Genomic DNA, 23062 nt, shown 5'->3' on the forward strand with positions numbered 1-23062 from the left:
AGAAGTTATGTGTTAAAATTAATCCTGATAAAAAACTTACAAAGAAGGGGGTACTCCAATGAGGGATTTCAAAAAACTCCTACTTTTAACAATTCTAATTATTCTTTTTTCTTCTTTGATATTTGCCCAAGAAATAAAACCCATTGAAATCAAAATCCTTCACATCAATGACTTTCATGGTAGATTACAACCCTATATAGTTAAGAGTATAAGTGAAAATATTCCTGTAAGCGGCGGAGCCTATCTCGCCTATCTTATAAATGAGGAGAGATCTAAAAATCCTGATGGTACAATTCTTCTTTCCGCAGGAGACATGTTCCAAGGAACACCCATATCAAATATCTTTAAAGGTGAACCAGTAATAAAGATGATGAACTACTTAAAATTTGACGCTATGACCATAGGAAACCATGAATTTGATTGGGGACAAGAACAACTCCAAGCCTGGATTAAAAGCTCAAACTTTCCTTATTTAGCAGCTAATATTCTCAAAGATAAAAATTATTTACCCAATGTGAAACCCTATATAATCCTTGAAAGAAAAGGTATTAAGATTGCAATCATAGGATTAACTACCCAAGAAACTGCATATATTGTAAAACCAGATTATGTAAAAGATCTCACCTTTGTAGAACCAGAAAAAGTTTTACCCAATTTAATAAAAGAAGTAAAAGATCAAGGAGCTCAACTTATAATTGTTCTTTCACACTTAGGATATGATGCAGACAAAAAATTAGCTGAAAATGTTCAAGGAATAGATGTGATTGTTGGAGGCCACAGCCATACTGTAGTCACAAAACCTGTAATCGTAAGAGGAACCATCATAGTACAAGCAGGTTACAATGGAATATACCTTGGAGTGGTAGATCTTAAAATACAACCAGAAACAGGTATTGTTCTTGACTTCACAAAAGAAAATATTCTAAAAACCGTATTTGCAGGTCCTGAAAATAAGCAAGATCCAGAAGTAGCAAGCTTAATTGAAACTTACGCCAGCCAGCTAAAAGAAGAATTCTCCAAAGTAGTAGGAGAGACTCTGGTTGATCTTGTAAGAAATTACAATGAGGAATCTAATGTAGGAAATGTAATATGCGATGCTATGCTTGAAGCAAGCAAAGCTCAAATAGCCTTTCAAAACAGCGGAGGAATAAGAATGGATATTCCAAAAGGAAAAATAACTATGGAACAAGTATACAGCATGTTACCCTTTGACAACGTTCTGGTAGAGATGGATCTCACTGGTAAAGATATACTGGACCTACTAGAACAAAGTGCCACCTTAGAAAAAGGAATTTTACAAGTTGCAGGAATTAAAGTAAAATATGATATGAGAAGGCCAGTTGGATCAAGGGTGATCGAAGTCTTTGTCAAGGATGAGCCTTTAGATCCTAACAAGGTTTACAGAGTAGTAACTAACGATTTCCTTGCAGCAGGAGGAGATAAATTTACAGCATTCACTCGAGGCAAAAATGTAATCTATGGCGATATGTTAAGAGACGTCTTTGTAGAATACCTTAAAAAACACTCTCCTATAAGTCCTAAAGTTGAGGGAAGGAGTATAATAATTAAATAGATTGAAAGAAAAAATAAAAGTTTTTGTCAACGGAGAAGAGATAGAAATATATCAGGGCATGCAAGTAAAGCATGCCCTGATTTCTTATGATTATGGCGTTTATAAAAAATGTCTGGAGGGTGAATACATAGTAATAAATGAGGATGGATTTGAAATAGGACTTGAGGGTGCATTAAATGAAAATGCTAAAATATATACAAAAAGGAGGGAATAAAATTGCTAAGAAGAACAAAAATAGTATGTACCATAGGCCCTGCCAGTGAAAGAGAAGAGGTTCTTAGGGAGTTAATAAAGGCAGGAATGAATGTGGCAAGACTAAACTTCTCCCATGGTGACCACAACGTCCATGGCGAAAGAATAAGATTAATAAGAAAACTCTCAGAAGAATTAGAAACTCCTATACCCATTCTTCAAGACCTTCAAGGACCCAAAATAAGAGTGGGCGAAATAGAAAACGACAAGGTATTATTAAAAGATAACGAAGAAATTGCACTAACCCCAAAAGAAACCTTAGGAAACGAAAAACTCATCTTCGTAAATTATCCTTATCTTCTTGAAGATGTAAACATTGGAGATAGAATTCTTATTGATGATGGACTCATTGAACTTAAAGTTATGGATAAAAAAGAAGATAAATTAATATGCCACATAGTTCATGGGGGATATCTTTCCAGTAGAAAAGGAGTAAATTTTCCAGACTCTACCCTTAGAGTATCTCCTCTTACTGAAAAAGATAAAAGAGATGTACTATTTGGTATAGAGAGAAAAATAGATTTCATAGCTCTTTCTTTTGTACAAAGAGCATCTGACATTTTAGAACTAAAAGAGTTCCTTGAGCTTCACGATGCAAGAATTCCAGTTATAGCCAAAATAGAGAAAAGAGAGGCTGTAAATAATTTTAAAGAAATCCTTGAAGTGGCTGATGGAATAATGGTAGCAAGAGGAGACCTTGCCATAGAGATGTCTAACGAAGAAGTCCCTCTAATACAAAAGAGAATAATAAGAGAGACAAGGCTTGCTGGAAAACCTGTAATAACAGCAACCCAAATGCTAATTTCCATGGTAAGCAATCCTACACCTACAAGAGCAGAGGTCAGTGATGTAGCCAATGCAATATTAGACGGTACTGATGCCCTAATGCTGTCGAATGAAACCGCCACAGGAAAGTATCCTATAGAAAGTGTAAAAATGATGGATAAAATTGCTCGAAGGGTAGAAGAAGAATTTCCATACGATAGTTTTCTCCAGGAATCTAATTGTCATAAGAACATTACCGAAGCTATAACTTACTCTACATGCCAAATTGCAAAAGAAATAGAAGCCTCAGCCATAGTTACAGCAACCCATAGTGGTTTTACTGCAAGACATATCTCCAAATACAGACCAAAGTCTCCCATATTTGCCATCACCCATTTCCCTGAAGTACAAAGAAGGCTTAACTTATCTTGGGGAGTCACCCCACTCCTTACAGAAGTCTTCTACAACACTGACGAGATGTTTGAAAAATCTACAAAAATTCTAATCCAAAAGAACTATGTAAAAAGAGGAGATACTATAGTAATAACTGCAGGAATACCTATGGGAATCTCAGGCATGACTAACCTCATAAAAGTACATGTAATAAGCGATGTTATAGGACAAGGACATGGACTTGGGGGAGAAGCTAAAACCGCAAAAGTAATTATTGCAAAGAATGCAAAAGAAGCAATAAGCAAAGTAACTGAAGATGTAATTCTCTTAGTTCCAACCTTTGAAGAGGAATTAGAAATAATATTAGATAAGCTCCAAGGAATAATAATAGAGGATGAAAAAATACCTTCCACCTTAATTGCGTGGAGAAGTAAAGGTATAAGTATAATAGTAGGTGCTAAAGGTCTATCAGAAAAGCTAAAAGATAACGAGATAATAACCATAGATCCCGAAAGAGGAGTAATATATCGTGGCGTGGCAAGAGTATACTAAAAAGAAAATTAAATCCAAAATAAACCCTTATAAGATTCTCTTTTTTATCTTTTTACTGTACCTTAGTCCTTCTATCTACAATGGACTTAAAGATTATTTTGAGTATACAATAAAACTGAGAGAGCTTTCAGAAAGGAAAGCTAAATTAGAGAAAGAAGTAAGAGAATTAAGAGAAATTGCATATAATATGAATGATCCTTATGTAATTGAAAAGATAGCAAGGGAAAAACTCTTTATGGCAAGGCCAGGAGAAGAACCCATATTAATAATTGAAAACAAAAGCAACAAAAAGTTAAAAATTGAGATCTTAAATCTTTTTAAGAAGTAAATTTTAAAATATAATATTTAAGTAAAAGTAAAATCTAAACTAACAGAGGTGAAAAAATGGGAAAACAGTGGAGAGTAATTCTTAAGAGAAGAAGAAGAAAGGCAAGAGAGAAAAGAAAGAAAGAAAGACTTAAGATGCTTCTTAAAGAACTAAAAAAGGCCTAATTTCTTAATCAGTAGTTTTTTAATTTAGGAAGGACCCCATAGAATCATTATGAATATTACTGAAAAAATAGAAATATTGACAGAGGCGGCCAAATTTGATCTATGTGGGTCCTTCTTGTGTTCCAAAGAAGCTATCCAAAGAAAATCCACAATAAATGGCTGGATATACCCAACAACCCTTCCCGATGGAAGAACAGTAAGACTTCTTAAAATACTCCTCTCAAATGACTGCATCCATAACTGTTATTACTGTGCCAATAGAAGAGATAGGGCATTTCCAAGAATAAGCTTCACAGCTGACGAGATGGTAAGACTCTTTTTAGAGCTTAGAAGGAGAAACCTTGTTGATGGACTCTTCCTGAGCTCTGCTGTGACCAAATCTCCCAAACACACTATGGAACAAATGCTAAAAGTTGCAGAAATACTAAGAGAAAAACACAACTTCAAAGGATATATACATCTGAAAATCTTGCCCGAATCCTCCTTAGATTACATAGAAACAGCTATAAGATATGCTGATAGAGTATCTATAAACCTTGAGGCACCAAGGGAAAACTATCTTAAAGAAATTGCTCCTGAGAAAGATTTATTAGCGCTTATAAACAAACTGGAGATAATAAAAAGATTATCCGAAAAGAACATAGTTCCTAAATCTGGCATAACCACACAATTTGTGGTAGGAGCCTCTAAAGAAAAGGATGTAGAAATTCTTTCCTTAACTTATAAACTTTACCAGGAATATAAACTTTCAAGAGCTTATTTCAGCGCTTTCCAACCCATACCTCAAACTCCCCTTGAAGACCTACGTCCTACTTCTACTTGGCGAGAAGTAAGACTATATGAAGCAGATTTTCTAATCAGGAGATATAACTTTTCGATTAACGAACTTATTTTTGATGAAAACGGAAATCTTCCTTTAAACGAGGATCCTAAAACTCTTTGGGCAAAGACCCATCCTCAATTTTTCCCTATAGAAATAAACAAAGCAACCTATGAACAACTTTTAAGAATACCAGGCATTGGTCCTATAAGTGCAAAGAAGATTATAAAAGCAAGAAAAGAACAAAAAATAAGAGATATTAAGGACTTGAAAAAGTTAGGAATCCAGGTTGAAAGATGTAAAAATTATATTTTAATAAATGGAAAGAGCCCTTCCTCAGAGAAGCAACTATCTCTTCTCTAAGAAAGGGCTCCTCAATTACCCATCTACTCCATTCTCTTCAATTATCTTCTTGTAAAAGTAAGCACTATCTTTAAGTATTCTTTTTTGAGTATTGTAATCAACATAAATAATTCCAAATCTCTTACTATATCCATGCGCCCATTCAAAATTATCCATAAGAGACCACACAAAATAACCTCTCAAATCTACTCCATCTCTAATAGCAAAGTACGCTCTTTTGATATGCTCCTTTAAGTAATTTATTCTATTAATATCTCTTATTCTTCCATCTTCTACAGTATCATTATATGCTGCTCCATTCTCAGTTATATAAATTGGAATTTTGTAATCTCTATAAAGCTGAATAAGAATATCATATAGACCATCGGGATATACTTCCCATCCCATATCCGTATGCTCATTAGGACCTTCCACTCTCTTTACTCCAAGATGACTATTTTTGTCATAAGCTACAATATTTCTTGTGTAATAATTAATGCCCATAAAATCTATAGGAGAAGAGATGATATCAAAATCCGATGCTGGAAAAACAAAACTCCAATTATTTTCCTCTAAGATCCTCCATATTATCTCAGGATATTTTCTCTTAAAGATAGGGTCAATAAACCATCTATTTCCAAAGGCATCTTGTTTCTCTGCTGCCTTCAAATCCTCTTCAGAGTTAGTCTCGGGATAAACTGTTGCAACATTTATAGTAATTCCAATATTTCCTTTATATCCACCATCTCTATAAGCTTGAACTGCAAGCCCATGAGCAAGAAGCATATTATGCCCAGCCACAAAAGCACCTTTCATATCTTTCTTTCCAGGAGCATGCCATCCCCATGCATAACCAAGAAAAGCACTAACAAAAGGCTCATTTAAAGTAATCCATATAGGTACTACATCTCCAAACTTATAAAACATAAAATTAGCATATTCTGAAAAATACTTAGCAGTATCCCTATTTAACCATCCCCCTTTATCCTCCAGAGCTTGAGGAAGATCCCAATGATATAAAGTTATTGCCGGCTTAATATTTTTCTCTAAAAGCTTGTCAATCAACTTTTCATAAAAATAAACTCCTTTTGGATTAAGTTTTCCCCTTCCCTCTGGAAATATCCTGGGCCAAGAAATTGAAAACCTGTAAGCTTTAAGTCCTATTTCAGCCATAAGTTCCACATCTTCTTCGTAACGATGGTAATGATCACAAGCTATATCTCCATTTTGATTTTCATAAATCGTACCAGGAGTATGAGCAAACCTATCCCAGATGCTTTCTCCTTTACCATCTTCATTCCATGCTCCCTCTATTTGATAAGATGCTGTAGCTGCTCCCCATAAAAATTCCTTAGGAAAAACTAATTTAGCCATATCTCTTATTCCTCCTTTACTAAATTCCTAATTTTTTAACTTTTGTTATCTTACTAAACTAAATAGACTTTGAGAAGGGGGAATATTATACCCTTGATTTTTCAAAAACTTTTTTATATAATTTTGTACAACAGTAATTAATCGCTCCTCGGTAGCTCAACGGTAGAGCGGCCGGCTGTTAACCGGCGGGTTGCAGGTTCGAATCCTGCCCGAGGAGCCAAGTTTTTTATAATTTTCCTCTTTCTTATTGAAACCCTCTTAAAACAATTTCTACAATTACAACTCATATTCACGCATTCCTTAGGCATTTTTATACCCAAAAGACATCAAAGCAAATTTTTGTTACTATTTTCATTGATTTTTATTGACTTAAAATGCATTCTAATGTAACATTAAAAGAAAAAAAGGAGGATTTTTTTAATATGGGGAAGTACGAAATTATTGGTGAAAAAATTCCTAACCTCCCATGGGAAGACAGGCCAAAAGGAAGCAGTGATATAGTATGGAGATACTCCAAAAACCCAATTATCAAAAGAAACCAAATAAAAAGAGCCAATAGTATTTTCAACAGTGCAGTTGTAACTTTCAATGGAAAATTTGCGGGCGTTTTCAGAGTTGATGACAAAGCAAGATCCATGAATCTTCACGCAGGATTTAGCGATGACGGCATAAATTGGGTTATAGAAGAAGAACCCATAAACTTTATTCAACAGACCCGTGATCCCTTAATCAGTGAATACAAGTATGATCCAAGAGTTACCTTTATTGAAGATCGTTATTACATAACTTGGTGCAATGGATATCATGGTCCAACCATTGGAGTAGGTTATACTTTTGATTTTAAAGAGTTTTATCAATTAGAAAATGCCTTCCTACCCTATAACAGAAATGGAGTACTTTTCCCAAGAAAGATCAATGGTAAATATGCTATGTTAAGCAGACCATCCGACAGAGGTCATACCCCTTTTGGAGATATCTTTTATAGTGAAAGCCCTGATATGATTCATTGGGGATGCCACAGATTTGTTATGTCTGCAGGACTTACAGGCTGGCAATCTCTTAAAATTGGTGCAGGACCAACTCCTATAGAAACCAGTGAGGGTTGGCTCTTGATCTACCATGGAGTACTTCTCTCCTGTAATGGATATGTCTATAGCTTTAGTGCAGCTCTCCTTGACTTAGAAAAGCCTTGGAAAGTTAAATATAGAGCAAGATCCTATCTCCTCTCTCCCCAAGAATACTATGAGTGTGTAGGAGATGTTCCAAATGTAGCCTTTCCATGTGCAGCATTATGTGATGCAGAAACAGGAAGACTCGCTATTTATTATGGCGGTGCCGATACTGTAGTTGCTCTTGCCTTTGCTTATGTAGATGAGATAATTGATTTCCTTAAAGAAGATGGCGTAAAATATGAATAAAAATTAAAAATAGCGGGGGAGAAAATCTCCCCCGCAAGATAAAAAATGGAAAAATATATTTATGTCGTTCCCATCGGAGATATATTAGAAGATCTAATAAATTTTCTGAGGGAAAAACTAGAGGAAATTTTTAGGCTAAAAGTAAAAGAATATACAAAGGTTCCCATACCTAAGGAAGCCTATAACCCTAAGAGAAACCAATACTATTCTTATTACTTTATTAATTTGCTATTCTCCTTAAAATTAAATGACGCCATTAAGATTCTTGGAATTACAAACGTAGACTTATATACAGATAACTTGAACTTTATCTTTGGCGAGGCAATTCTTAACGGAAAAGAATGCGTAATAAGTATTGCTCGGTTAGACAATAAATTTTATGGTTTACCTCCCGACCATACTCTCCTCAAAATAAGAGCCTTAAAAGAAGCCGTGCATGAACTAGGACACACTTTTGGGCTCAAACATTGCAAAAACCCATCCTGTGTCATGTATTTTTCAAATAGTCTTGCTGACACAGATAAAAAAGACTATAATTTTTGTCCCGAATGCCAATTAAGACTTTATAACCTTTTTTAAGTTATAGCCTTCTAACTTTAGCTTAGATTCTACCTCTTTTAGAGTATACGGTGCTTTAAACCTTATACTATACTTTGTTTTAGGATAAATATTCACAAAATTATCTTCCCACTCTGCATTTTCAAGTTTTAAAGATACCCATAATGCCAGAAAATCACTTTCAATATTTAGCAGATAAGAATTCTCTTCGATCTCCTTTACACTGTACACCACTACTGCATTAGGAAGTTCTAAGTGTCTAAACGGAGCAAAGAAGTACTCATTTTGATCAATAAGCTCATCCTTCTCATTATAGAGTTGAACGTAGAAAAATTCTTTGAATTTATCAACATCTTCCAAGTTAAATTCTCCTAAAATAACAGAAGAATTTGCAGGTATCTCAATATCCACTTCTTTTTTTCCTCTTCTCTTTCCTCGAAAAGTGCTTATGGCATACTCTATCTTACCGTAAAATTTTTCAAGGGTATCGTTGACTCCAAAAACTAAAAGTTTCCCATTTCGAGGCTCAATGTTAACTTTAATATCCCTAAAAGCCCTCTTCACAAAATAATAAGAAGGCTTTAGTTTTTTGTAGTAATCTATAATACTCCAACTTACTACAGGCCAACAATCATTCCATTGCCAAATCAAACTTCCAGAAGTATGAAACTTATTATTTCTCCAGTGCTCTATTCCTGTTTTTAAAGCAAGCCCTTGGATAATTTGAGAAAGATAAATATATTCATTCATATCTTCGGTTATTTTGAAATGTCCTGCAATATATCTTATTATCCTCTCAGTGCCCTCTCGAGCCTTATTATGAAACTCCATCTCCCTACTTTGTGGATAATACTCTTTTTCAGAAGTTATAAACTTCCTGATAGTCTCAGCCACAGGAGGAGCTTGCATACCAAATTCACTTATGAATCTACCATTATCCTTTAAATAACCATTAAAATCGATCCAACCATGCCAAACTTCCCAATTATGTCTATCCCCTACTTCCTGAGAGTTAGGATCCTTACCTCCGTAAGGACTACTAGGCCAATAAGGTCTTGTCAAATCAAGCCTAGCACAAACATCGGGAAGAACTCTACTGTATATCTCTTCTCCCCAAAACTTTTCTCTCTCTCCCCACCACTTAGCGTAATATCCCCAATGGTTCTCATTATTTCCACACCAAAGAACTATAGAAGGATGATTTCTTAATCTTTTAATAACAAACTCTGCCTCTTTCTGTACATCATTCAAAAAATTCTCATCATCAGGATACTCGGCACAAGCAAACATAAAATCTTGCCAAACCATTATTCCAAGTTCATCACATAATTCATAAAAGATATCATTCTCATATATTCCTCCACCCCAAACCCTTAGCATATTTACTCCAGCTTCTTTTGCACGTATAAGCAAAAGTCTATAATCTTCTTCTTTTATCCGAGGTAGGAAGCTATCTGCAGGAATCCAGTTAGCCCCTTTTGCAAATACAGGTATATTGTTTATTTTAAACACAAAACTTTCACCTTTATTATCCTCTTGAGTAAAAAGTTCTACCTTTCTTATTCCAAATCGCTCTTCAACCTTATCAAGAACTTCTCCCTTCTCGTCTAAAAGTACTAATTGTAGTGTATATAAATTCTGCTCTCCGTATCCTCGAGGAAACCAAAGCTTCGGGTTCTTAATAGTAAGTGGAATCTTTAAAAAGACCCTTCCCTCAGGAAGAGTAAATCTTAATCTTTGTTCAAGCACAGGCTTTTTGTGAGAAATTCTAAAAGCCACATCTACAGGAATTGATTCCTGAAGCTCAATATCTAATTCAATATTTATTTGTGCATTTTCCCCAAGACTCCTGACAGGAACCCACACATCGAGAAGTCTCGCCTTATTCCACCCTTTTAGTTTCACCGACTTCCATATGCCAGAAGTAGCAAGCCTAGGACCCCAATCCCAACCAAAAGAATATTGAGCTTTTCTACCAAAAACTCTTGGTGAATAATCTCCCCCATGAAGCTTATAAGGATAATTTTTAGCTCTTTCTTCAAGAACTTTACTTGGTGAAAAAAGCCTTACTTCTAATTCATTTTCTCCCTCTACCAATAGATCTTTAACATTAAATTCCCAAGCTATAAACATATTATCGGTTTCGCCAATCTTCTTACCATTAAGATATATTTCTGAAAAAGTATCTATACCTTCAAATTCTAAGTAAATAGAAGAGTATTTTAAGAATTCTTTGCCAACTTGAAATTTCTTTCTATATATCCAATCTTCTTTCTCTACCCACTGTACCTCTAATTCGTTTTCTCCCACAAAAGGATCAGGAATAAGACCATTCTCCATCAAATCTAAATGTACACATCCAGGAACCTTCGCTTTACGCCACTTTTTATCTTTAACTGCTTTAAACTCCCACTCTCCATCAAGCTTCAATATTTCCATAGATGAGAATCCTCCCTCAAGAGAATTTATTAAGTATAGCTTAACTATATTTTAAATGTAAAGCTTAAAAGTAACCAAAGGAGGATTCTCAAAAGAACCTTATCTAACACTTACATCTCCCATATTACATCTCAACTCTATGTAAGACTTTTCACCTGAGCCATAAATATAAGTGTTACCTCTTACATTATCTGCTTTTCTTTCAACCGACAAACTTCCCAAGGAAACATCAACCACAACTTTTCCATCAAAGTTTTCAGGAAGAAATACCGTAATATCCCCCATATTACAATTTAACTTTGCAAAGGAAGGATCATCTAAAAATTTTATACTTAGATCTCCCATATTAACATTTCCTTGAATTTTCTCCACATCAACATCCAAACTTGCATCTCCCATTTTTACATATACCTCAAACTCATCACAAATTACTTTTCCTTTTAAATCTCCTGCCAAAAGATTAACTCTTAAAGCCTTTAACTTAGGTATAGTTAGATTAAAATCTCCTGCATTAATTCTTATCACATTGTCCTCAATAGAAAAATCACCTTCGCCATCTATAAATATCTTGGACTCTTCCGAAATATTTATACTCACATCTCCTGCAGATACCTCAATATAAAGAGGCCTCTCTAAATCCCAGTCTAATACTTCATCTGCTTTAACTTTGCCTTTAAGCCCACTTGAAACCAAGTTAGGTACCACAGAAAGAGCAGAAGTAATAGCTTCAGCCACAATACCCCCAATATCTAAAAATCCTATTCCTTTCCTTCTTGACTCTCTCTTTTCTTCAATAGTCTCAATTAATTTTTCCGCATCTTCAGCTGTAATCTTACCCTCCTCAAGAAGTTTTAATATCTTCTTAATTTCCTCTTCCATAAAAGATTCCTCCCCTCAATTTTAATAAAAACAATTTTGATAAAATTATAACATTAATTTTAAATTTTATCAATTTTAATTTTATTTCTTTATGAATAGAGCCTTAATTTTACTAAAAGAAAAATTTTTCTGAAGTAAATTAACACACGTTAATTAAATTAAAACTATGTAATTTTCTTGCTTAATGCTAATTTTACCTGTTTGAAAACTTTAAATTTTTGTTATATCATTCTAAAAAACGCTCAATAACGAGGGAGGTAGAAAAATTTGAGAAAAGACTACTTAGAAATATTAAAAAAGGAAGAAGTTATAGCCTACTTTTCTATGGAAATTGCCCTAATTAGCGATATTCCAACCTACAGTGGTGGACTTGGAGTCCTTGCAGGAGACACTGTAAGAACAGCAGCAGATCTAAATATACCATTCATAGCAGTAACTCAACTCAGTAGAATGGGTTATTTCAAACAAGAAATAGATAAAGAAGGCAATCAGATTGAATATCCAGTAAACTGGGAGCCTGAAAAATTCCTTACCCGACTCCCTTTCAAAACCAGTGTTGAAATAGAAGGTAGAAACGTATTTATCCAACCTTGGGTCTACTACTGGACATCTCTCCATGGTCACACAGTACCTGTTATTTTTCTAGACACTAACCTACCTGAAAACTCTGAAGAGGATAGGAATATAACCGATATTCTTTATGGTGGGGATTTGGCTCATAGATTAAAACAAGAAATTGTTCTAGGCATTGGTGGAGCAAAGGTAATAAAACAACTAAACTTAAGGGTAAGAAAATATCATTTAAATGAAGGTCATTCTTCTTTACTAACTCTTGAATTATTAAAAGATGAGCTATCCTCAGGAAAAACTTTGGAAGAAGCCACAGAAAATGTAAGAGAAAAATGTGTATTTACAACCCATACTCCTGTAGAAGCAGGACACGATAAATTTCCTTATGAAATGGTAGCCAAAATACTTGGAAACTACATCTCTATAGATCTGATCAAAAAGTTCGGAGGGAACGATGTTCTTAACATGACTCTGCTTGCTTTAAACTTATCTGGCTATGTCAACGGAGTAGCAAAAAGGCACCAAGAGATTTCCCTTCAAATGTTTCCCGGACACAGGATTCATGCAATTACTAATGGTGTTCACTCCTTTACCTGGACTTCTCCAAGCTTCAGAAAACTCTTTGATAAGTATATACCCGGATGGGCTACAGAGCCAGAACTTCTCTCAAGAGCCCAGTTTATACCCCTGGAAGAAATATGGAATGCCCATATGGAAGCTAAAAGAGATCTGATAAAGTTTATTTATGAAACCACTGGAATTCAATTCGATGAAAATACACTTACTATTGGATTTGCAAGAAGAGCTACAGCCTATAAAAGGCCACATTTACTATTTTCAGATCTAAACAGATTAAAGAAAGTAAAAAGAAAGGGACCAATCCAAATTGTCTATGCTGGAAAAGCCCATCCTAAGGACATAGAAGGGAAAAAACTTATAAAGGAAATTTACGAGTACATAAAAGCTCTTGAGAACGACATAAAAATTGTCTATTTACAAGATTATAATCTGGACATGGCAAAAAAAATTATAGCAGGAGTAGACGTATGGTTAAATACTCCCCAAAGACCTTTAGAGGCCTCAGGTACCAGTGGTATGAAAGCAGCCCATAATGGGGTAATTAACTTTAGTGTCCTCGACGGATGGTGGATCGAAGGGCATGTAGAAGGATATACAGGCTGGTCCATAGGTCCATCTCCTTTTGAAGAAAAGAGCATTGAAAACCATATTCAGGAAGAGATCGATGACCTATACAACAAATTAGAGTATATAATTATTCCAACCTACTATCATCATAGGGATGAATGGATAAGAATCATGAGAAATTCCATATCTAACATTGCTTCCTATTTCAACACCCACAGAATGATGAAAAGATATATTACAGAGGCATATTTCAAAAGAAGCTAAGAAGGGAGGATTTAACATCCTCCCTTCATTGTAATTCTTACACCGTAGAGAGTACTGGACCTTCAAATATATCCCAAAATGCCCATATACCTGCTCCAACAAGCTCTGCAGGATAATCTAAGAAGGACGTAAGTTCAATCCTAACCTTTCCCGCATCAGAGGTTATACTTTTTTCCTCCACAATTTTTTTGATCTCCTGCCTTATAAACTCCCATACCTCTTTAGTATCTTTTTTAATAAGCGGTCCTCCAAGGATTATAACGTCTGGATTTAAACCGTTAATAATGTTTATTAATCCAATTGCTAACTCGTTTATATATTTTTTAAGAACTTTCTCATCAGAAACTTCTACAGTCTCTTTCTCTGAATCAAAGCCTGCTTTTAGCGCAATCTCGCTTCCTAAAGAAGCATATCTTTCCCAACATCCTAAATTTCCACACTTACACTTAAGGCCATCTTTCATAACTGTCATATGACCAAATTCACCAGCAGTATTATATCTTCCCCTATAAAGTTTTCCATCAAGAATCAATCCCGTTCCTATTCCTTCTCCAACGTATACATAAACTATGTTTAGATCATTATATTCTATTTTAGTCCCAAGCATTCCTTCCGCTACTACAGCCATATTTGCCTCATTATCCATCTTAACAGGAATTTCAACAGAAAAGACTTTCTTTATCCTATCCGCAATCATATCTCCTAAAGGAAGATTCTTCCAATTCAAATTGGGAGCCACCACTACATTTTTAAACGTATTGTCTACTATTCCTGGTATTCCAATACCTACTGCGTGAGTTTTATTAAGACCCTCAGGAAAAAGCATCTTAGTATACTCTTCCAATTTATCGAGAAAGTCTTGAGGATTCTTAGGGGTAAGGAAGCTTTTTATCTCTTTTATATTCATAGCAAAATCAATCTTAGATAAATAAGTATGTGTAACTCCTACTTTTATAGCAAGAGCGTTTTTATACTCAGGATTTAAGCCGAGAACTATAGCTTTTCTACCAATTTTTTTCTCACTTGAGGGTTCTATCTCTATAATCATACCTTCATCTATAAGAGTATTTACAAGCCTTGTTACAGTGCTCTTGCTTAAATTAAATCTCTTGGCAATTTCTGTACGAGAAATATTTCTACAGCGAAGAAAGGCATTTAATATTATAGTTTTGTTTACTTCTCTTTGTTGACTCGCTCTTCCTCCTCTACCTGTTCTAATAAAAACCATATTGCTAATTCATCCTCCCATTAGTTTCTATTTGAAAATAAATTATATTTTATTAAACAACTTTTAATTTTTTTTGTCAATATATAGAATTATATTATAAACAAAACTGATTTTTGGGGAGGATAAAAATGTTTAAATGGATAAAAAAGTTACTTTCTACATCTTCTTCAGAACCAACATCAAACTCCTTTATAGTCACAGTAAAATGTAAAAGATGCGGAGAAATAATTGACGTAAGAGTAAGGCCCAAAGAAGAGGCAAATCCTGAATTTGGAAACATGGACCAGATTATAAAGTATGATCTATACAAAGACGTATTAGGTGTAAAATGTCCTAACCTTATTAGAATTCACATTGAGTTTTCACCTTCTTGGAGTATAATTTCAAAAGAGATTGAAAATGGTGAATTTGTTGAAGTTAAGAAATAAAAATATAAGGAGGTATGAAAAATGGAATACAGAAAACTTGGAAAAGCTGGAGTTAAATTAAGCGTTTTGGGTCTTGGAGCCTGGCTCACCTTTGGAGAAAAAGTTAACTATGATGTAACAAAGGAATGTATTGCTACTGCTATAGAAAATGGTGTAAATTTCATAGACCTTGCAGACGTATATGCAAGAGGAGAAGCAGAAAGAGTAGTAGGAAAGGTTATAAAAGACCTTGGCATCAGGAGACAAGACCTAGTAATATCTAGTAAGGTTTACTGGCCTATGAGCGACAACATAAACGATAGAGGGCTTTCAAGGAAACATATAATGGAGTCCATTGATGGATCTCTTAAAAGATTAGGAGTAGACTATCTTGATATCTATTTTTGCCATCGTTATGATCCGGAAACTCCTATAGACGAAGTAGTAAGGGCCATGGATGATTTAGTACATCAAGGGAAAATTCTTTATTGGGGGACTAGTGTATGGAGTGCAGCTCAGATTGAAAGTGCTGTTGGAACAGCAATAAAATATAACGCCTATCCGCCTCAAGTAGAACAGCCTAGGTACAATATGTTAGATAGACACATTGAACCAGAAATAATTCCTACCTGTGCAAAACATGGAATTGGTATTACTGTATTTTCTCCCCTTGCCCAAGGAATATTAACCGGAAAATACAACAGCGGAATTCCTGCAGGAAGTAGAGCCTCTTGGAGTGATTGGCTTAAAAATGAACTTACCGAAGAGAATATAGAAAAGGTTAGAAAACTTACTAACCTTGCCAAAGATCTTGGGATAACCATGTCTCAACTTGCCTTAGCGTGGATCCTAAGAAGACCAGAAATAACCTCCGCAATTGTAGGAGCTTCAAAACCCGAACAACTTAAAGAAACTCTTAAGGCTGGTGATATCAAGCTTACCGAAGATGTACTTGAGGAAATTGAAAAAATACTTGCCAACGCACCTAAATAAGGCATGAAGTTAAAACTAAGCTTTGATTTACTAACTTTAGAGCTCTTCTATGAAGAGACAAAAGATATAGTTTTAAATTCTATCATAGAAAAAATATATCAGATAGGAAATACTGATATATTTTTAGAATTATTTTCCGTCGATCAAGGAAGGTATAAGTTAGTTTTATCAGTACATCCACAGCTTTATAGAATCCAAATTACTAAAAAGGAATTTCCTTATCCTGCGCGTCCCCCTTCTTTCCTCATGCTTCTTAGAAAACATTTAGAAGGGGGACGTATAATTCAGTATTCTTTAGTACCCCAGGAAAGAATAGTAGAGCTTAAAATAAAGAGATTTCCCGAAGAAGATAAAAAACTTATATTGGAACTAATGGGGAAATACAGCAACCTAATACTTCTAAATGAGGCTAACATTATAATTGACTCTATAAAGCATGTAACCAGCGAAGTAAGTAGATTTAGAGAAATTTTACCTGGAGTTCCCTACATATATCCTCCTAAAACTCAGAAGATCTCACTCCCTGATATCGATGAAAACAAATTAGATGAGATCTTAAGTAAAGAGGTCTCCCTCAAAGACTTACTTTTAAAAGAGTTAACTTATATGAACCCTCAATTAGTTAATGACATTCTTTTAGAAAACGATAAAGAAAAAATCAAAAAAAGGATCTTAGAAATAAAAGAGAAAATCATAAAAAAAGATCTAACGCCCATAGTATATATCCACGAGGGAGAACCTGTTGCCTTTAGTTTATTTCCTTTAAAAGAATATGAAAATTTTGAAAGAAAAGAATTTGACAAAGTATATAAAGCTGTAGACTATGTATACTCTTACGCCTTTGACAAAACGTTATTTGAACAACAGCAAAGGAGACTTTTAGAGATAGTAAAGGAAAACATCGAAAAAGTAACAGAAAAAATAAGAGAATTTGAAGAGCAGATAAAGGAGGGGGAAGAAGCAGAAAAACTAAGAATAAAAGGAGAAATACTCCTACTTAACAAGGATCAAATAAAAAAAGGAACTGAAAAGATAATACTTCCCAATCCTTATAATCCTGAAGAGATGGTAGAAATAGAACTTGATCTTAGTCTTTCAGCCTTTGAAAACGCTCAAAAATACTTTAAAAAATATAAAAAACTAAAAAGAGGAATAAATATTTTGAAAGAGCAAAAACAAAAGTTAGAAGAAGAATTATACTATTTAAATTCTCTTGAATTTTCTATAGAAAATTCCAAAAGTTTTCCGGAGTTGAGAGAGATAGAAGAAGAATTAGAAAAAGGAGGATATATAAAAGAGAGAAAAGAGATAATATACAAAAGAGAAAAAAAACCAGAACTACTGAAATTTATAAGTTCCGATGGATTTGAAATCTATGTAGGAAAAAACAACAGACAAAACGAAATAATAACTTTTCAAATAGCAAAGCCAGAGGATTTATGGCTTCATGCCAGAGGAATACCGGGAGCCCATGTAATAATAAAAACTAATAATCAGGAGGTTCCTGAAAGCACTCTTTACGAAGCCTGCTCTCTTGCAGCCTACTTCAGTAAGGGCAAATACTCAAGCTATGTTCCAGTAGATTATACAAAAAGAAAATACGTAACAAAACCAAAAGAATCAAAACCAGGATTTGTAGTATATAAGAATGAAAAAACCATGTTTGCTAAACCAGAAGATGCGCTAACTCTTCTCTCTCAAAAAACTTAATACCCTTTTAAACTCCTCAGGAAGATCAATTTCAAACTCCATAGGTACATTTTTTGTTGGGTGTATAAAAGAGATTTTTTTAGCATGTAAAAGTTGACCTCTTACTCCAAATCTTTTGTCTATCCTACCATAGACTTCATCACCCAATATGGGGAATCCCAAATGAGATATATGAACTCTTATTTGATGAGTTCTACCTGTTTCAAGATCTGCAGAAATCAAGGTATAACCTTTAAATCTCTCTAAAACCTTAAAATTTGTTATTGCTAACTTTCCATAAGGCACAATGGCCATCCTCTTTCGATCTATTGGATGCCTTCCCAAAGGTGCCTCTACTCTTTTTTCCTCCCAAGGAATTTCACCTTCGCATATAGCCCAATAAGTCCTTTTTAAAATCCTATTTTTTAGCTGTTCCGAGAGTCTCTGATGAGAAACATCATTTTTAGCAATTATCAAAAGCCCTGTAGTATCTTTGTCAAGTCTGTGCACAATCCCTGGCCTTATTTCTCCACCTATTCCTGAAAGATCTTTTATCCTGTAAAGAAGAGCATTAACAAGGGTATCATTGTAATGCCCATGAGCTGGATGGACTACCATACCCTTTGGTTTATTAATTATCACTATATCATCATCTTCATATACTATCTCTATAGGAATATCCTGAGGCTTAATCTCAGTCTCCTCAGGAGGAGGAACAATAACTTCAATCTTGTCCCCTACTTTCACTTTATAACTGCTCTTTACCTCCTTTTCGTTAACCTTGATTAGACCCTTATCTATAAGATCTTGAATTTGGGAACGGGATAAAGAAATTTTTTGTGAAAGATATTTATCAATCCTTTCTCCACCATCTTCAACCAAAATTTCATACCTTTCTTTCTCCATAAAAGAGGCTATACCCTTCTTTCTAACTCCTTTATATCCTTGATTATTATATGATTTCTCTCAATAGAGAGAATACCTTCCTCTTCAAAACTCTTTAATATTCTTATAGTAGTTTCTCGAGAAACTCCAATTAAGTTACCCAATTCCTGCCTTGTAAACTCAAGATCAATTAAAACTCCCTCATCTACTTTTTTTCCTCTATCTCTAGCAATATCAATTAGCAATCTTGCTATTCTACCCGAAGCATCTAAAAACATAAGGGTTTCTATTTGTCTATTTGCTTTTCTGAGCCTTAAAGATAAGGTTTTTAAAATTTTTAAAGCAAGTTCTGGATGCTTATATAGAAGACTCAAAAATTCATTCCTTTCGATAATAATTACATTTGTCTCTTCCAAAGCTACCACAGTGGCAGATCTGGGCTCACCATCAAGAAGAGACATCTCTCCAAAAAACTCAGTAGGATATAAGATGGCAAGAATTCCTTCTTTTCCCTCCTCAGTTTCAATAATCACTTTGACTCTACCAGAACATATAAGAAAAAAGAAATTCCCTGGATCCTCTTTCTGAAATATAATTGAATCCTTAGGATAACTTTTTTCCTTACATATAAGCAAAAGCTTTTCTAATTCATCATCAGAAAAATCTTCAAAAAGGGGAACATTTTTTAAAAACTTTTTCACTTCCATTTTTTCTCTCCTTTTTGTCATGGATTCTAAGCAAGATTATAACCTGATCTTGAAAAATTCAGCAACGAAAATTTTAATTGTAATAAGATATCCTATCTGATAAAATTATTTTTGTCTTAAATCAAAAACTTTTTTGGAGATTTGTACAATGGAAGACATAAAAAGCATTTGGGAAGAAGCTCTTTCTTATCTTTCGCTAGAAATTAGTAGGCCTGGTTTTGAAACATGGATAAAAACCCTCAAACCCCTCACCCTTGAGGGGGGTAAAATAGTACTTCAAACACCAAATAAATTTTCAAAAGATTGGTTGGAAGAATATTATCTTCCCCTTATTGAAGAAGTAATAAGAAAGGTAACTCAAAAAGATTTTAAGGTAGAAATACTTGCTGAAGAAAAAGAAGATAATATCCCTGAGGAAAAAAAAGTTGAGTACCTTTCTACCTCTTATAATAACCTAAACCCTAAATACACTTTCGATACCTTCGTAGTAGGAGATAGCAATAGGTTTGCTCATGCAGCTGCCTTAGCTGTAAGCCAAAATCCCGGTAAGGCCTATAATCCTCTTCTCATATATGGAGGCGTTGGTTTAGGCAAAACTCACCTTATCCATGCCATTGGACACTCTATACAAGAAAAATATCCAAAAGCAAGAGTTGTTTATGCTTCCATGGAAAAGTTTACCGTAGAGCTTATTGATGCTATAAAAGAAGACGGAATGACTAAGTTTAGAAACAGATATAGAAATATAGATGTGCTTTTGATAGATGATATTCAATTTTTAGCAGGAAAAGAGAGAACACAAGAAGAATTCTTCTATACCTTCAATGCCCTTTATGAGGCTGGAAAACAGATAGTTCTTACTAGCGATAGAGTTCCAAAAGAGATTCCTACCTTAGAGGATAGGTTAAGATCACGTTTTGAATGGGGTTTAATTGCCGACATTCAACCCCCTGATTTGGAAACTAGGATAGCTATATTGAAGAAAAAAGCCGAAGCAGAGAAAGCTAAAGTGCCCGATGAAGTTATTGAGTTTATAGCCTCACAAATTCAATCAAACATTCGTGAATTAGAAGGAGCTTTAATAAGAACCATAGCCTTTGCCTCTTTAAATAATATGCCCATAAATCTTGAACTTGCCAAAACAGTGCTTAAAGATATCATTCAGCCACAAATAAAGAATATAACTATGCAAAACATACTTCAAGCTGTTTCTGAGTACTTTAATATCAGCATTGAGCAATTAAAAGGAAAGGGAAGATCTCAAGAGATAGCTATCCCAAGACAAATAGCAATGTATCTTGCAAGAACCTTAACTGATCTTTCCCTCCCTAAAATTGGAGAAGAATTAGGAGGAAGAGATCATACTACGGTGCTTCATGCCTATGAAAAGATCCAAGAACTATACCAGACAGACCTTTCTATTAAAAAGGCTATTCAAGATATCCAAAACCGCCTAAGAAATTCCAATCCATAAATAAAACTTATTTTTTCCTTAAATATCGGAAAAGCTCAGAATCAGGAGTAATTATCAGAACATTTCCAGGAAGAGTACTCTTGTAAAGGTCTAAAGTTTTTAAGAATTGATAAAACTCAGGATCTGACGATAACGCAGTTTGAAGTATTCTACTCGCTTCTGCTTCTCCTCTTCCCTTCATTTCTTGAGCTCTTCTATAGGCCTCTGAAAGAATAATCACTTTTTTCTTTTCTGCCTCTGATTTTATTCTCTGAGCTTCTCTTTGTCCCTCTGCCCTATATAGTGCAGCCTGTCTTTGCCTTTCCGCAATCATAGAATCATAAATCTTTTTCAAATTCTCTGCAGGAACACTTACTCTTTTCATCCTAACAGTACTTATCTCAATACCAAGCTCTCTAGCCTTTTCTCTTGATGAGGTTGTAATCTCTTCAAAAACTTCTTCCCTCTTCTTAGAAACTATATCATCAAAATCATATTGTCCCACTACCCTTCTCATTTCACTATAAATAATATCATCAAGTCTTGCCTGAGCTCCTATCTCATTTCTTACGGTCTTAAGAAACAGTATTGGATCATTAATTCTAAAGAGTGCAAAAGAGTCAAGAATCATAGACTTCTTATCCTTAGTGACCACTATGGTGGGTTCTGAATCATACTCTAATATTCTTTTTTCAAAAAATATTACTTCCTCTACAAAAGGCTTTTTAAAATAAAGGCCAGGATCTTTCACAACTCTAACTGGCTTTCCAAATTCAAGAATTACAGCTTGTTTTGTAACATCAACTACGAAGACAGAAAAAAGGAGCACAAAAACAATTATAAAAATAACTATTCCTAAAGATATATACTTCATTTTTTATCCCCCTCAGAAAAAGTTGTGGTGTTTGTAAAAAGTTCTGATGGAAGATTATATATTTTCATAGAACCTTTAGGATCATCAATTATTATAATCTTTGTCTTTGGAAGTATCATTTCCATAGCTTCTAAATAAAGCTTTGTCTTTATAAGAGAGGGAGAACTTTTATACTTTTCCAGCAAAACTTTAAACCTCTGAGCATCACCTTTTGCCCTCTCTATTTGTTCATTCATATAAGCTTCTGCTTCAGCAATGATCTTAGCCGCTTGACCTTCTGCTTCTGGAACAATCTGGTTATAATACGCTTGAGCCTCAAGAATAAGTTTATCCTTTTCTGATTTTGCATTTATAACATCTTGGAAGGCTGGCTGAACAGCTTCTGGAGGAATCACATCCTGAAGCTGTACGTTTACTATTTTTATACCAAAATTGTTATTATTTAACAAATTCTGCAAAAGTGTTTTTACATTATTTTGAATCTCTTCCTTAGAAACTGTCAAGATCTCATCAAATTCATAACCACCTACAACCTGTCTCATAGAGGCTTGAGCAAGATCACGAAGAAGCCTATCCTCTCCTTTAACATTACTCAAATAAAATATAGGATTAGCTATCTGGTACTGAACCACAAAATCTAAATCCACAATTTTTCCATCCTTTGTTAGAAGAAGAGATTCTTCCTCCACATCTTGGTATCTTGGAGGTGGACCTAAAGTTATAGTACGAAAACCAATTTCAAGCCTCCTTATAGCTGAAACATCTACTTTAACAACCTGGTCTACAAAAGGAATCTTCCAATGAATCCCAGGATCGTAAGTACCCACAATCTTTCCAAATCTCTTTACTACCCCTATCTCCGCAGGTCCTACAAAATAAAAGCTTGAAAATAAAACAACTATTAGAAAGATCACAGCAATTATAGAAAGAATTGTCTTTACAGATAAATTATTTTTTGGAAATTGAAAATCAGGAAAATTCTGCATAAG

Annotated in this window: 20 protein-coding genes and 1 tRNA gene; 13 read left to right on the forward strand and 8 right to left on the reverse strand. The window is 34.4% G+C overall.

What is annotated here, in order from left to right:
* The first annotated feature begins 58 nt into the window (after positions 1 to 58).
* From DICTH_RS08160 to DICTH_RS08180, 5 genes are all read left to right on the forward strand, one after another.
* Entirely contained in the window at positions 59 to 1573 is a 1515-nt protein-coding gene (locus tag DICTH_RS08160) for a bifunctional metallophosphatase/5'-nucleotidase (RefSeq protein ID WP_012548262.1), read from the forward strand.
* A gap of 1 nt (position 1574) precedes the next feature.
* Positions 1575 to 1787, forward strand: a complete 213-nt coding sequence (locus tag DICTH_RS08165) for a hypothetical protein (RefSeq protein WP_012548566.1) — start codon at positions 1575 to 1577, stop codon at positions 1785 to 1787.
* 2 nt (positions 1788 to 1789) lie between these two features.
* On the forward strand, positions 1790 to 3535 hold the full coding sequence (gene pyk, locus DICTH_RS08170) for a pyruvate kinase (RefSeq protein WP_012547033.1): 1746 nt from the start codon (positions 1790 to 1792) through the stop codon (positions 3533 to 3535).
* Positions 3513 to 3863: an FtsB family cell division protein gene (locus DICTH_RS08175; protein WP_012548409.1), complete on the forward strand. Its 351-nt coding sequence runs from the start codon at positions 3513 to 3515 to the stop codon at positions 3861 to 3863. The genes pyk and DICTH_RS08175 overlap by 23 nt, the downstream gene beginning before the upstream one ends.
* Before the next feature lie 213 nt (positions 3864 to 4076).
* Positions 4077 to 5210, forward strand: coding sequence for a putative DNA modification/repair radical SAM protein (locus DICTH_RS08180; protein WP_012547211.1), 1134 nt, complete (start codon positions 4077 to 4079; stop codon positions 5208 to 5210).
* A gap of 15 nt (positions 5211 to 5225) precedes the next feature.
* Here the strand turns inward: DICTH_RS08180 and DICTH_RS08185 are convergent, their stop codons facing one another.
* Positions 5226 to 6563 carry a GH1 family beta-glucosidase gene (locus DICTH_RS08185; RefSeq protein WP_012548605.1) on the reverse strand — a complete coding sequence of 446 codons (1338 nt, stop codon included), beginning with the start codon at positions 6561 to 6563 and terminating at the stop codon, positions 5226 to 5228.
* A gap of 145 nt (positions 6564 to 6708) precedes the next feature.
* Between DICTH_RS08185 and DICTH_RS08190 the strand changes: the two genes are divergently transcribed.
* The 3 genes from DICTH_RS08190 to DICTH_RS08200 all read left to right on the forward strand — a co-directional run bounded on the left by DICTH_RS08190 (position 6709) and on the right by DICTH_RS08200 (position 8560).
* Positions 6709 to 6783, forward strand: a tRNA-Asn gene (locus DICTH_RS08190).
* 202 nt (positions 6784 to 6985) lie between these two features.
* Positions 6986 to 7981, forward strand: a complete 996-nt coding sequence (locus tag DICTH_RS08195; RefSeq protein ID WP_012547681.1) for a glycoside hydrolase family 130 protein — start codon at positions 6986 to 6988, stop codon at positions 7979 to 7981.
* Between the two features lie 45 nt (positions 7982 to 8026).
* Complete coding sequence (locus DICTH_RS08200) at positions 8027 to 8560, forward strand: archaemetzincin family Zn-dependent metalloprotease (RefSeq protein WP_012547438.1); 534 nt, start codon at positions 8027 to 8029, stop codon at positions 8558 to 8560.
* On the opposite strand, the gene DICTH_RS08205 is transcribed toward DICTH_RS08200, so the two are convergent.
* Together DICTH_RS08205 and DICTH_RS08210 are read right to left on the reverse strand one after the other, a co-directional pair.
* The gene (locus DICTH_RS08205) at positions 8537 to 10978 is read right to left on the reverse strand and encodes a beta-mannosidase (protein WP_012548308.1); all 2442 of its coding nucleotides are present in this window, start codon (positions 10976 to 10978) and stop codon (positions 8537 to 8539) included. The genes DICTH_RS08200 and DICTH_RS08205 overlap by 24 nt on opposite strands.
* Positions 10979 to 11077: 99 nt before the next feature.
* Positions 11078 to 11857 carry an SHOCT-like domain-containing protein gene (locus tag DICTH_RS08210; RefSeq protein ID WP_012547130.1) on the reverse strand — a complete coding sequence of 260 codons (780 nt, stop codon included), beginning with the start codon at positions 11855 to 11857 and terminating at the stop codon, positions 11078 to 11080.
* A 267-nt stretch (positions 11858 to 12124) separates the two neighbouring features.
* On the opposite strand from DICTH_RS08210, the gene glgP reads away from it, so the two are divergent.
* Positions 12125 to 13837 (forward strand): alpha-glucan family phosphorylase, encoded by a 1713-nt coding sequence (gene glgP, locus DICTH_RS08215; RefSeq protein WP_012548196.1) that lies wholly within the window; start codon positions 12125 to 12127, stop codon positions 13835 to 13837.
* Between the two features lie 37 nt (positions 13838 to 13874).
* On the opposite strand, the gene DICTH_RS08220 is transcribed toward glgP, so the two are convergent.
* Entirely contained in the window at positions 13875 to 15065 is a 1191-nt protein-coding gene (locus DICTH_RS08220; RefSeq protein WP_012548774.1) for an ROK family transcriptional regulator, read from the reverse strand.
* A gap of 128 nt (positions 15066 to 15193) precedes the next feature.
* On the opposite strand from DICTH_RS08220, the gene DICTH_RS08225 reads away from it, so the two are divergent.
* Genes DICTH_RS08225 through DICTH_RS08235 form a run of 3 tightly spaced genes read left to right on the forward strand, consistent with a single transcriptional unit; the run spans position 15194 to position 18175 of the window.
* On the forward strand, positions 15194 to 15493 hold the full coding sequence (locus DICTH_RS08225) for a hypothetical protein (protein ID WP_012547937.1): 300 nt from the start codon (positions 15194 to 15196) through the stop codon (positions 15491 to 15493).
* A 21-nt stretch (positions 15494 to 15514) separates the two neighbouring features.
* Positions 15515 to 16465 carry an aldo/keto reductase family protein gene (locus DICTH_RS08230; protein WP_012547461.1) on the forward strand — a complete coding sequence of 317 codons (951 nt, stop codon included), beginning with the start codon at positions 15515 to 15517 and terminating at the stop codon, positions 16463 to 16465.
* A gap of 3 nt (positions 16466 to 16468) precedes the next feature.
* A complete protein-coding gene (locus tag DICTH_RS08235; protein ID WP_012548434.1) occupies positions 16469 to 18175 on the forward strand; it encodes an Rqc2 family fibronectin-binding protein in 1707 nt (568 codons plus the stop codon).
* Here DICTH_RS08235 and DICTH_RS08240 read toward each other — a convergent pair.
* Together DICTH_RS08240 and DICTH_RS08245 are read right to left on the reverse strand one after the other, a co-directional pair.
* Positions 18149 to 19060 (reverse strand): RluA family pseudouridine synthase, encoded by a 912-nt coding sequence (locus DICTH_RS08240; protein WP_012547183.1) that lies wholly within the window; start codon positions 19058 to 19060, stop codon positions 18149 to 18151. The genes DICTH_RS08235 and DICTH_RS08240 overlap by 27 nt on opposite strands.
* Before the next feature lie 8 nt (positions 19061 to 19068).
* Positions 19069 to 19746, reverse strand: a complete 678-nt coding sequence (locus tag DICTH_RS08245) for a Crp/Fnr family transcriptional regulator (protein ID WP_012547596.1) — start codon at positions 19744 to 19746, stop codon at positions 19069 to 19071.
* A gap of 148 nt (positions 19747 to 19894) precedes the next feature.
* On the opposite strand from DICTH_RS08245, the gene dnaA reads away from it, so the two are divergent.
* A complete protein-coding gene (dnaA, locus tag DICTH_RS08250) occupies positions 19895 to 21220 on the forward strand; it encodes a chromosomal replication initiator protein DnaA (RefSeq protein ID WP_012547485.1) in 1326 nt (441 codons plus the stop codon).
* Positions 21221 to 21227: 7 nt separating this feature from the next.
* Here dnaA and hflC read toward each other — a convergent pair whose 3' ends face one another.
* Both hflC and hflK read right to left on the reverse strand, forming a co-directional pair.
* Positions 21228 to 22073 carry a protease modulator HflC gene (gene hflC / locus DICTH_RS08255; protein WP_012548568.1) on the reverse strand — a complete coding sequence of 282 codons (846 nt, stop codon included), beginning with the start codon at positions 22071 to 22073 and terminating at the stop codon, positions 21228 to 21230.
* Entirely contained in the window at positions 22070 to 23059 is a 990-nt protein-coding gene (hflK, locus tag DICTH_RS08260; protein WP_012547942.1) for an FtsH protease activity modulator HflK, read from the reverse strand. The genes hflC and hflK overlap by 4 nt, the downstream gene beginning before the upstream one ends.
* Between the last annotated feature and the right edge of the window lie 3 nt (positions 23060 to 23062).

The organism is Dictyoglomus thermophilum H-6-12, assembly GCF_000020965.1.
Lineage (GTDB): Bacteria > Dictyoglomota > Dictyoglomia > Dictyoglomales > Dictyoglomaceae > Dictyoglomus > Dictyoglomus thermophilum.

Excerpts from the sequence above, each read along its gene's own strand:
- DICTH_RS08245 (WP_012547596.1), bottom strand. The coding sequence starts at position 19,746 with ATGGAAGTGAAAAAGTTTTTAAAAAATGTTCCCCTTTTTGAAGATTTT.
- DICTH_RS08235 (WP_012548434.1), top strand. The coding sequence starts at position 16,469 with ATGAAGTTAAAACTAAGCTTTGATTTACTAACTTTAGAGCTCTTCTAT.
- dnaA (WP_012547485.1), top strand. The coding sequence starts at position 19,895 with ATGGAAGACATAAAAAGCATTTGGGAAGAAGCTCTTTCTTATCTTTCG.
- DICTH_RS08200 (WP_012547438.1), top strand. The coding sequence starts at position 8,027 with ATGGAAAAATATATTTATGTCGTTCCCATCGGAGATATATTAGAAGAT.
- DICTH_RS08185 (WP_012548605.1), bottom strand. The coding sequence starts at position 6,563 with ATGGCTAAATTAGTTTTTCCTAAGGAATTTTTATGGGGAGCAGCTACA.
- DICTH_RS08160 (WP_012548262.1), top strand. The coding sequence starts at position 59 with ATGAGGGATTTCAAAAAACTCCTACTTTTAACAATTCTAATTATTCTT.
- DICTH_RS08230 (WP_012547461.1), top strand. The coding sequence starts at position 15,515 with ATGGAATACAGAAAACTTGGAAAAGCTGGAGTTAAATTAAGCGTTTTG.
- DICTH_RS08180 (WP_012547211.1), top strand. The coding sequence starts at position 4,077 with ATGAATATTACTGAAAAAATAGAAATATTGACAGAGGCGGCCAAATTT.
- hflC (WP_012548568.1), bottom strand. The coding sequence starts at position 22,073 with ATGAAGTATATATCTTTAGGAATAGTTATTTTTATAATTGTTTTTGTG.
- DICTH_RS08210 (WP_012547130.1), bottom strand. The coding sequence starts at position 11,857 with ATGGAAGAGGAAATTAAGAAGATATTAAAACTTCTTGAGGAGGGTAAG.
- DICTH_RS08205 (WP_012548308.1), bottom strand. The coding sequence starts at position 10,978 with ATGGAAATATTGAAGCTTGATGGAGAGTGGGAGTTTAAAGCAGTTAAA.
- DICTH_RS08195 (WP_012547681.1), top strand. The coding sequence starts at position 6,986 with ATGGGGAAGTACGAAATTATTGGTGAAAAAATTCCTAACCTCCCATGG.
- DICTH_RS08220 (WP_012548774.1), bottom strand. The coding sequence starts at position 15,065 with ATGGTTTTTATTAGAACAGGTAGAGGAGGAAGAGCGAGTCAACAAAGA.
- DICTH_RS08225 (WP_012547937.1), top strand. The coding sequence starts at position 15,194 with ATGTTTAAATGGATAAAAAAGTTACTTTCTACATCTTCTTCAGAACCA.
- DICTH_RS08240 (WP_012547183.1), bottom strand. The coding sequence starts at position 19,060 with ATGGAGAAAGAAAGGTATGAAATTTTGGTTGAAGATGGTGGAGAAAGG.
- hflK (WP_012547942.1), bottom strand. The coding sequence starts at position 23,059 with ATGCAGAATTTTCCTGATTTTCAATTTCCAAAAAATAATTTATCTGTA.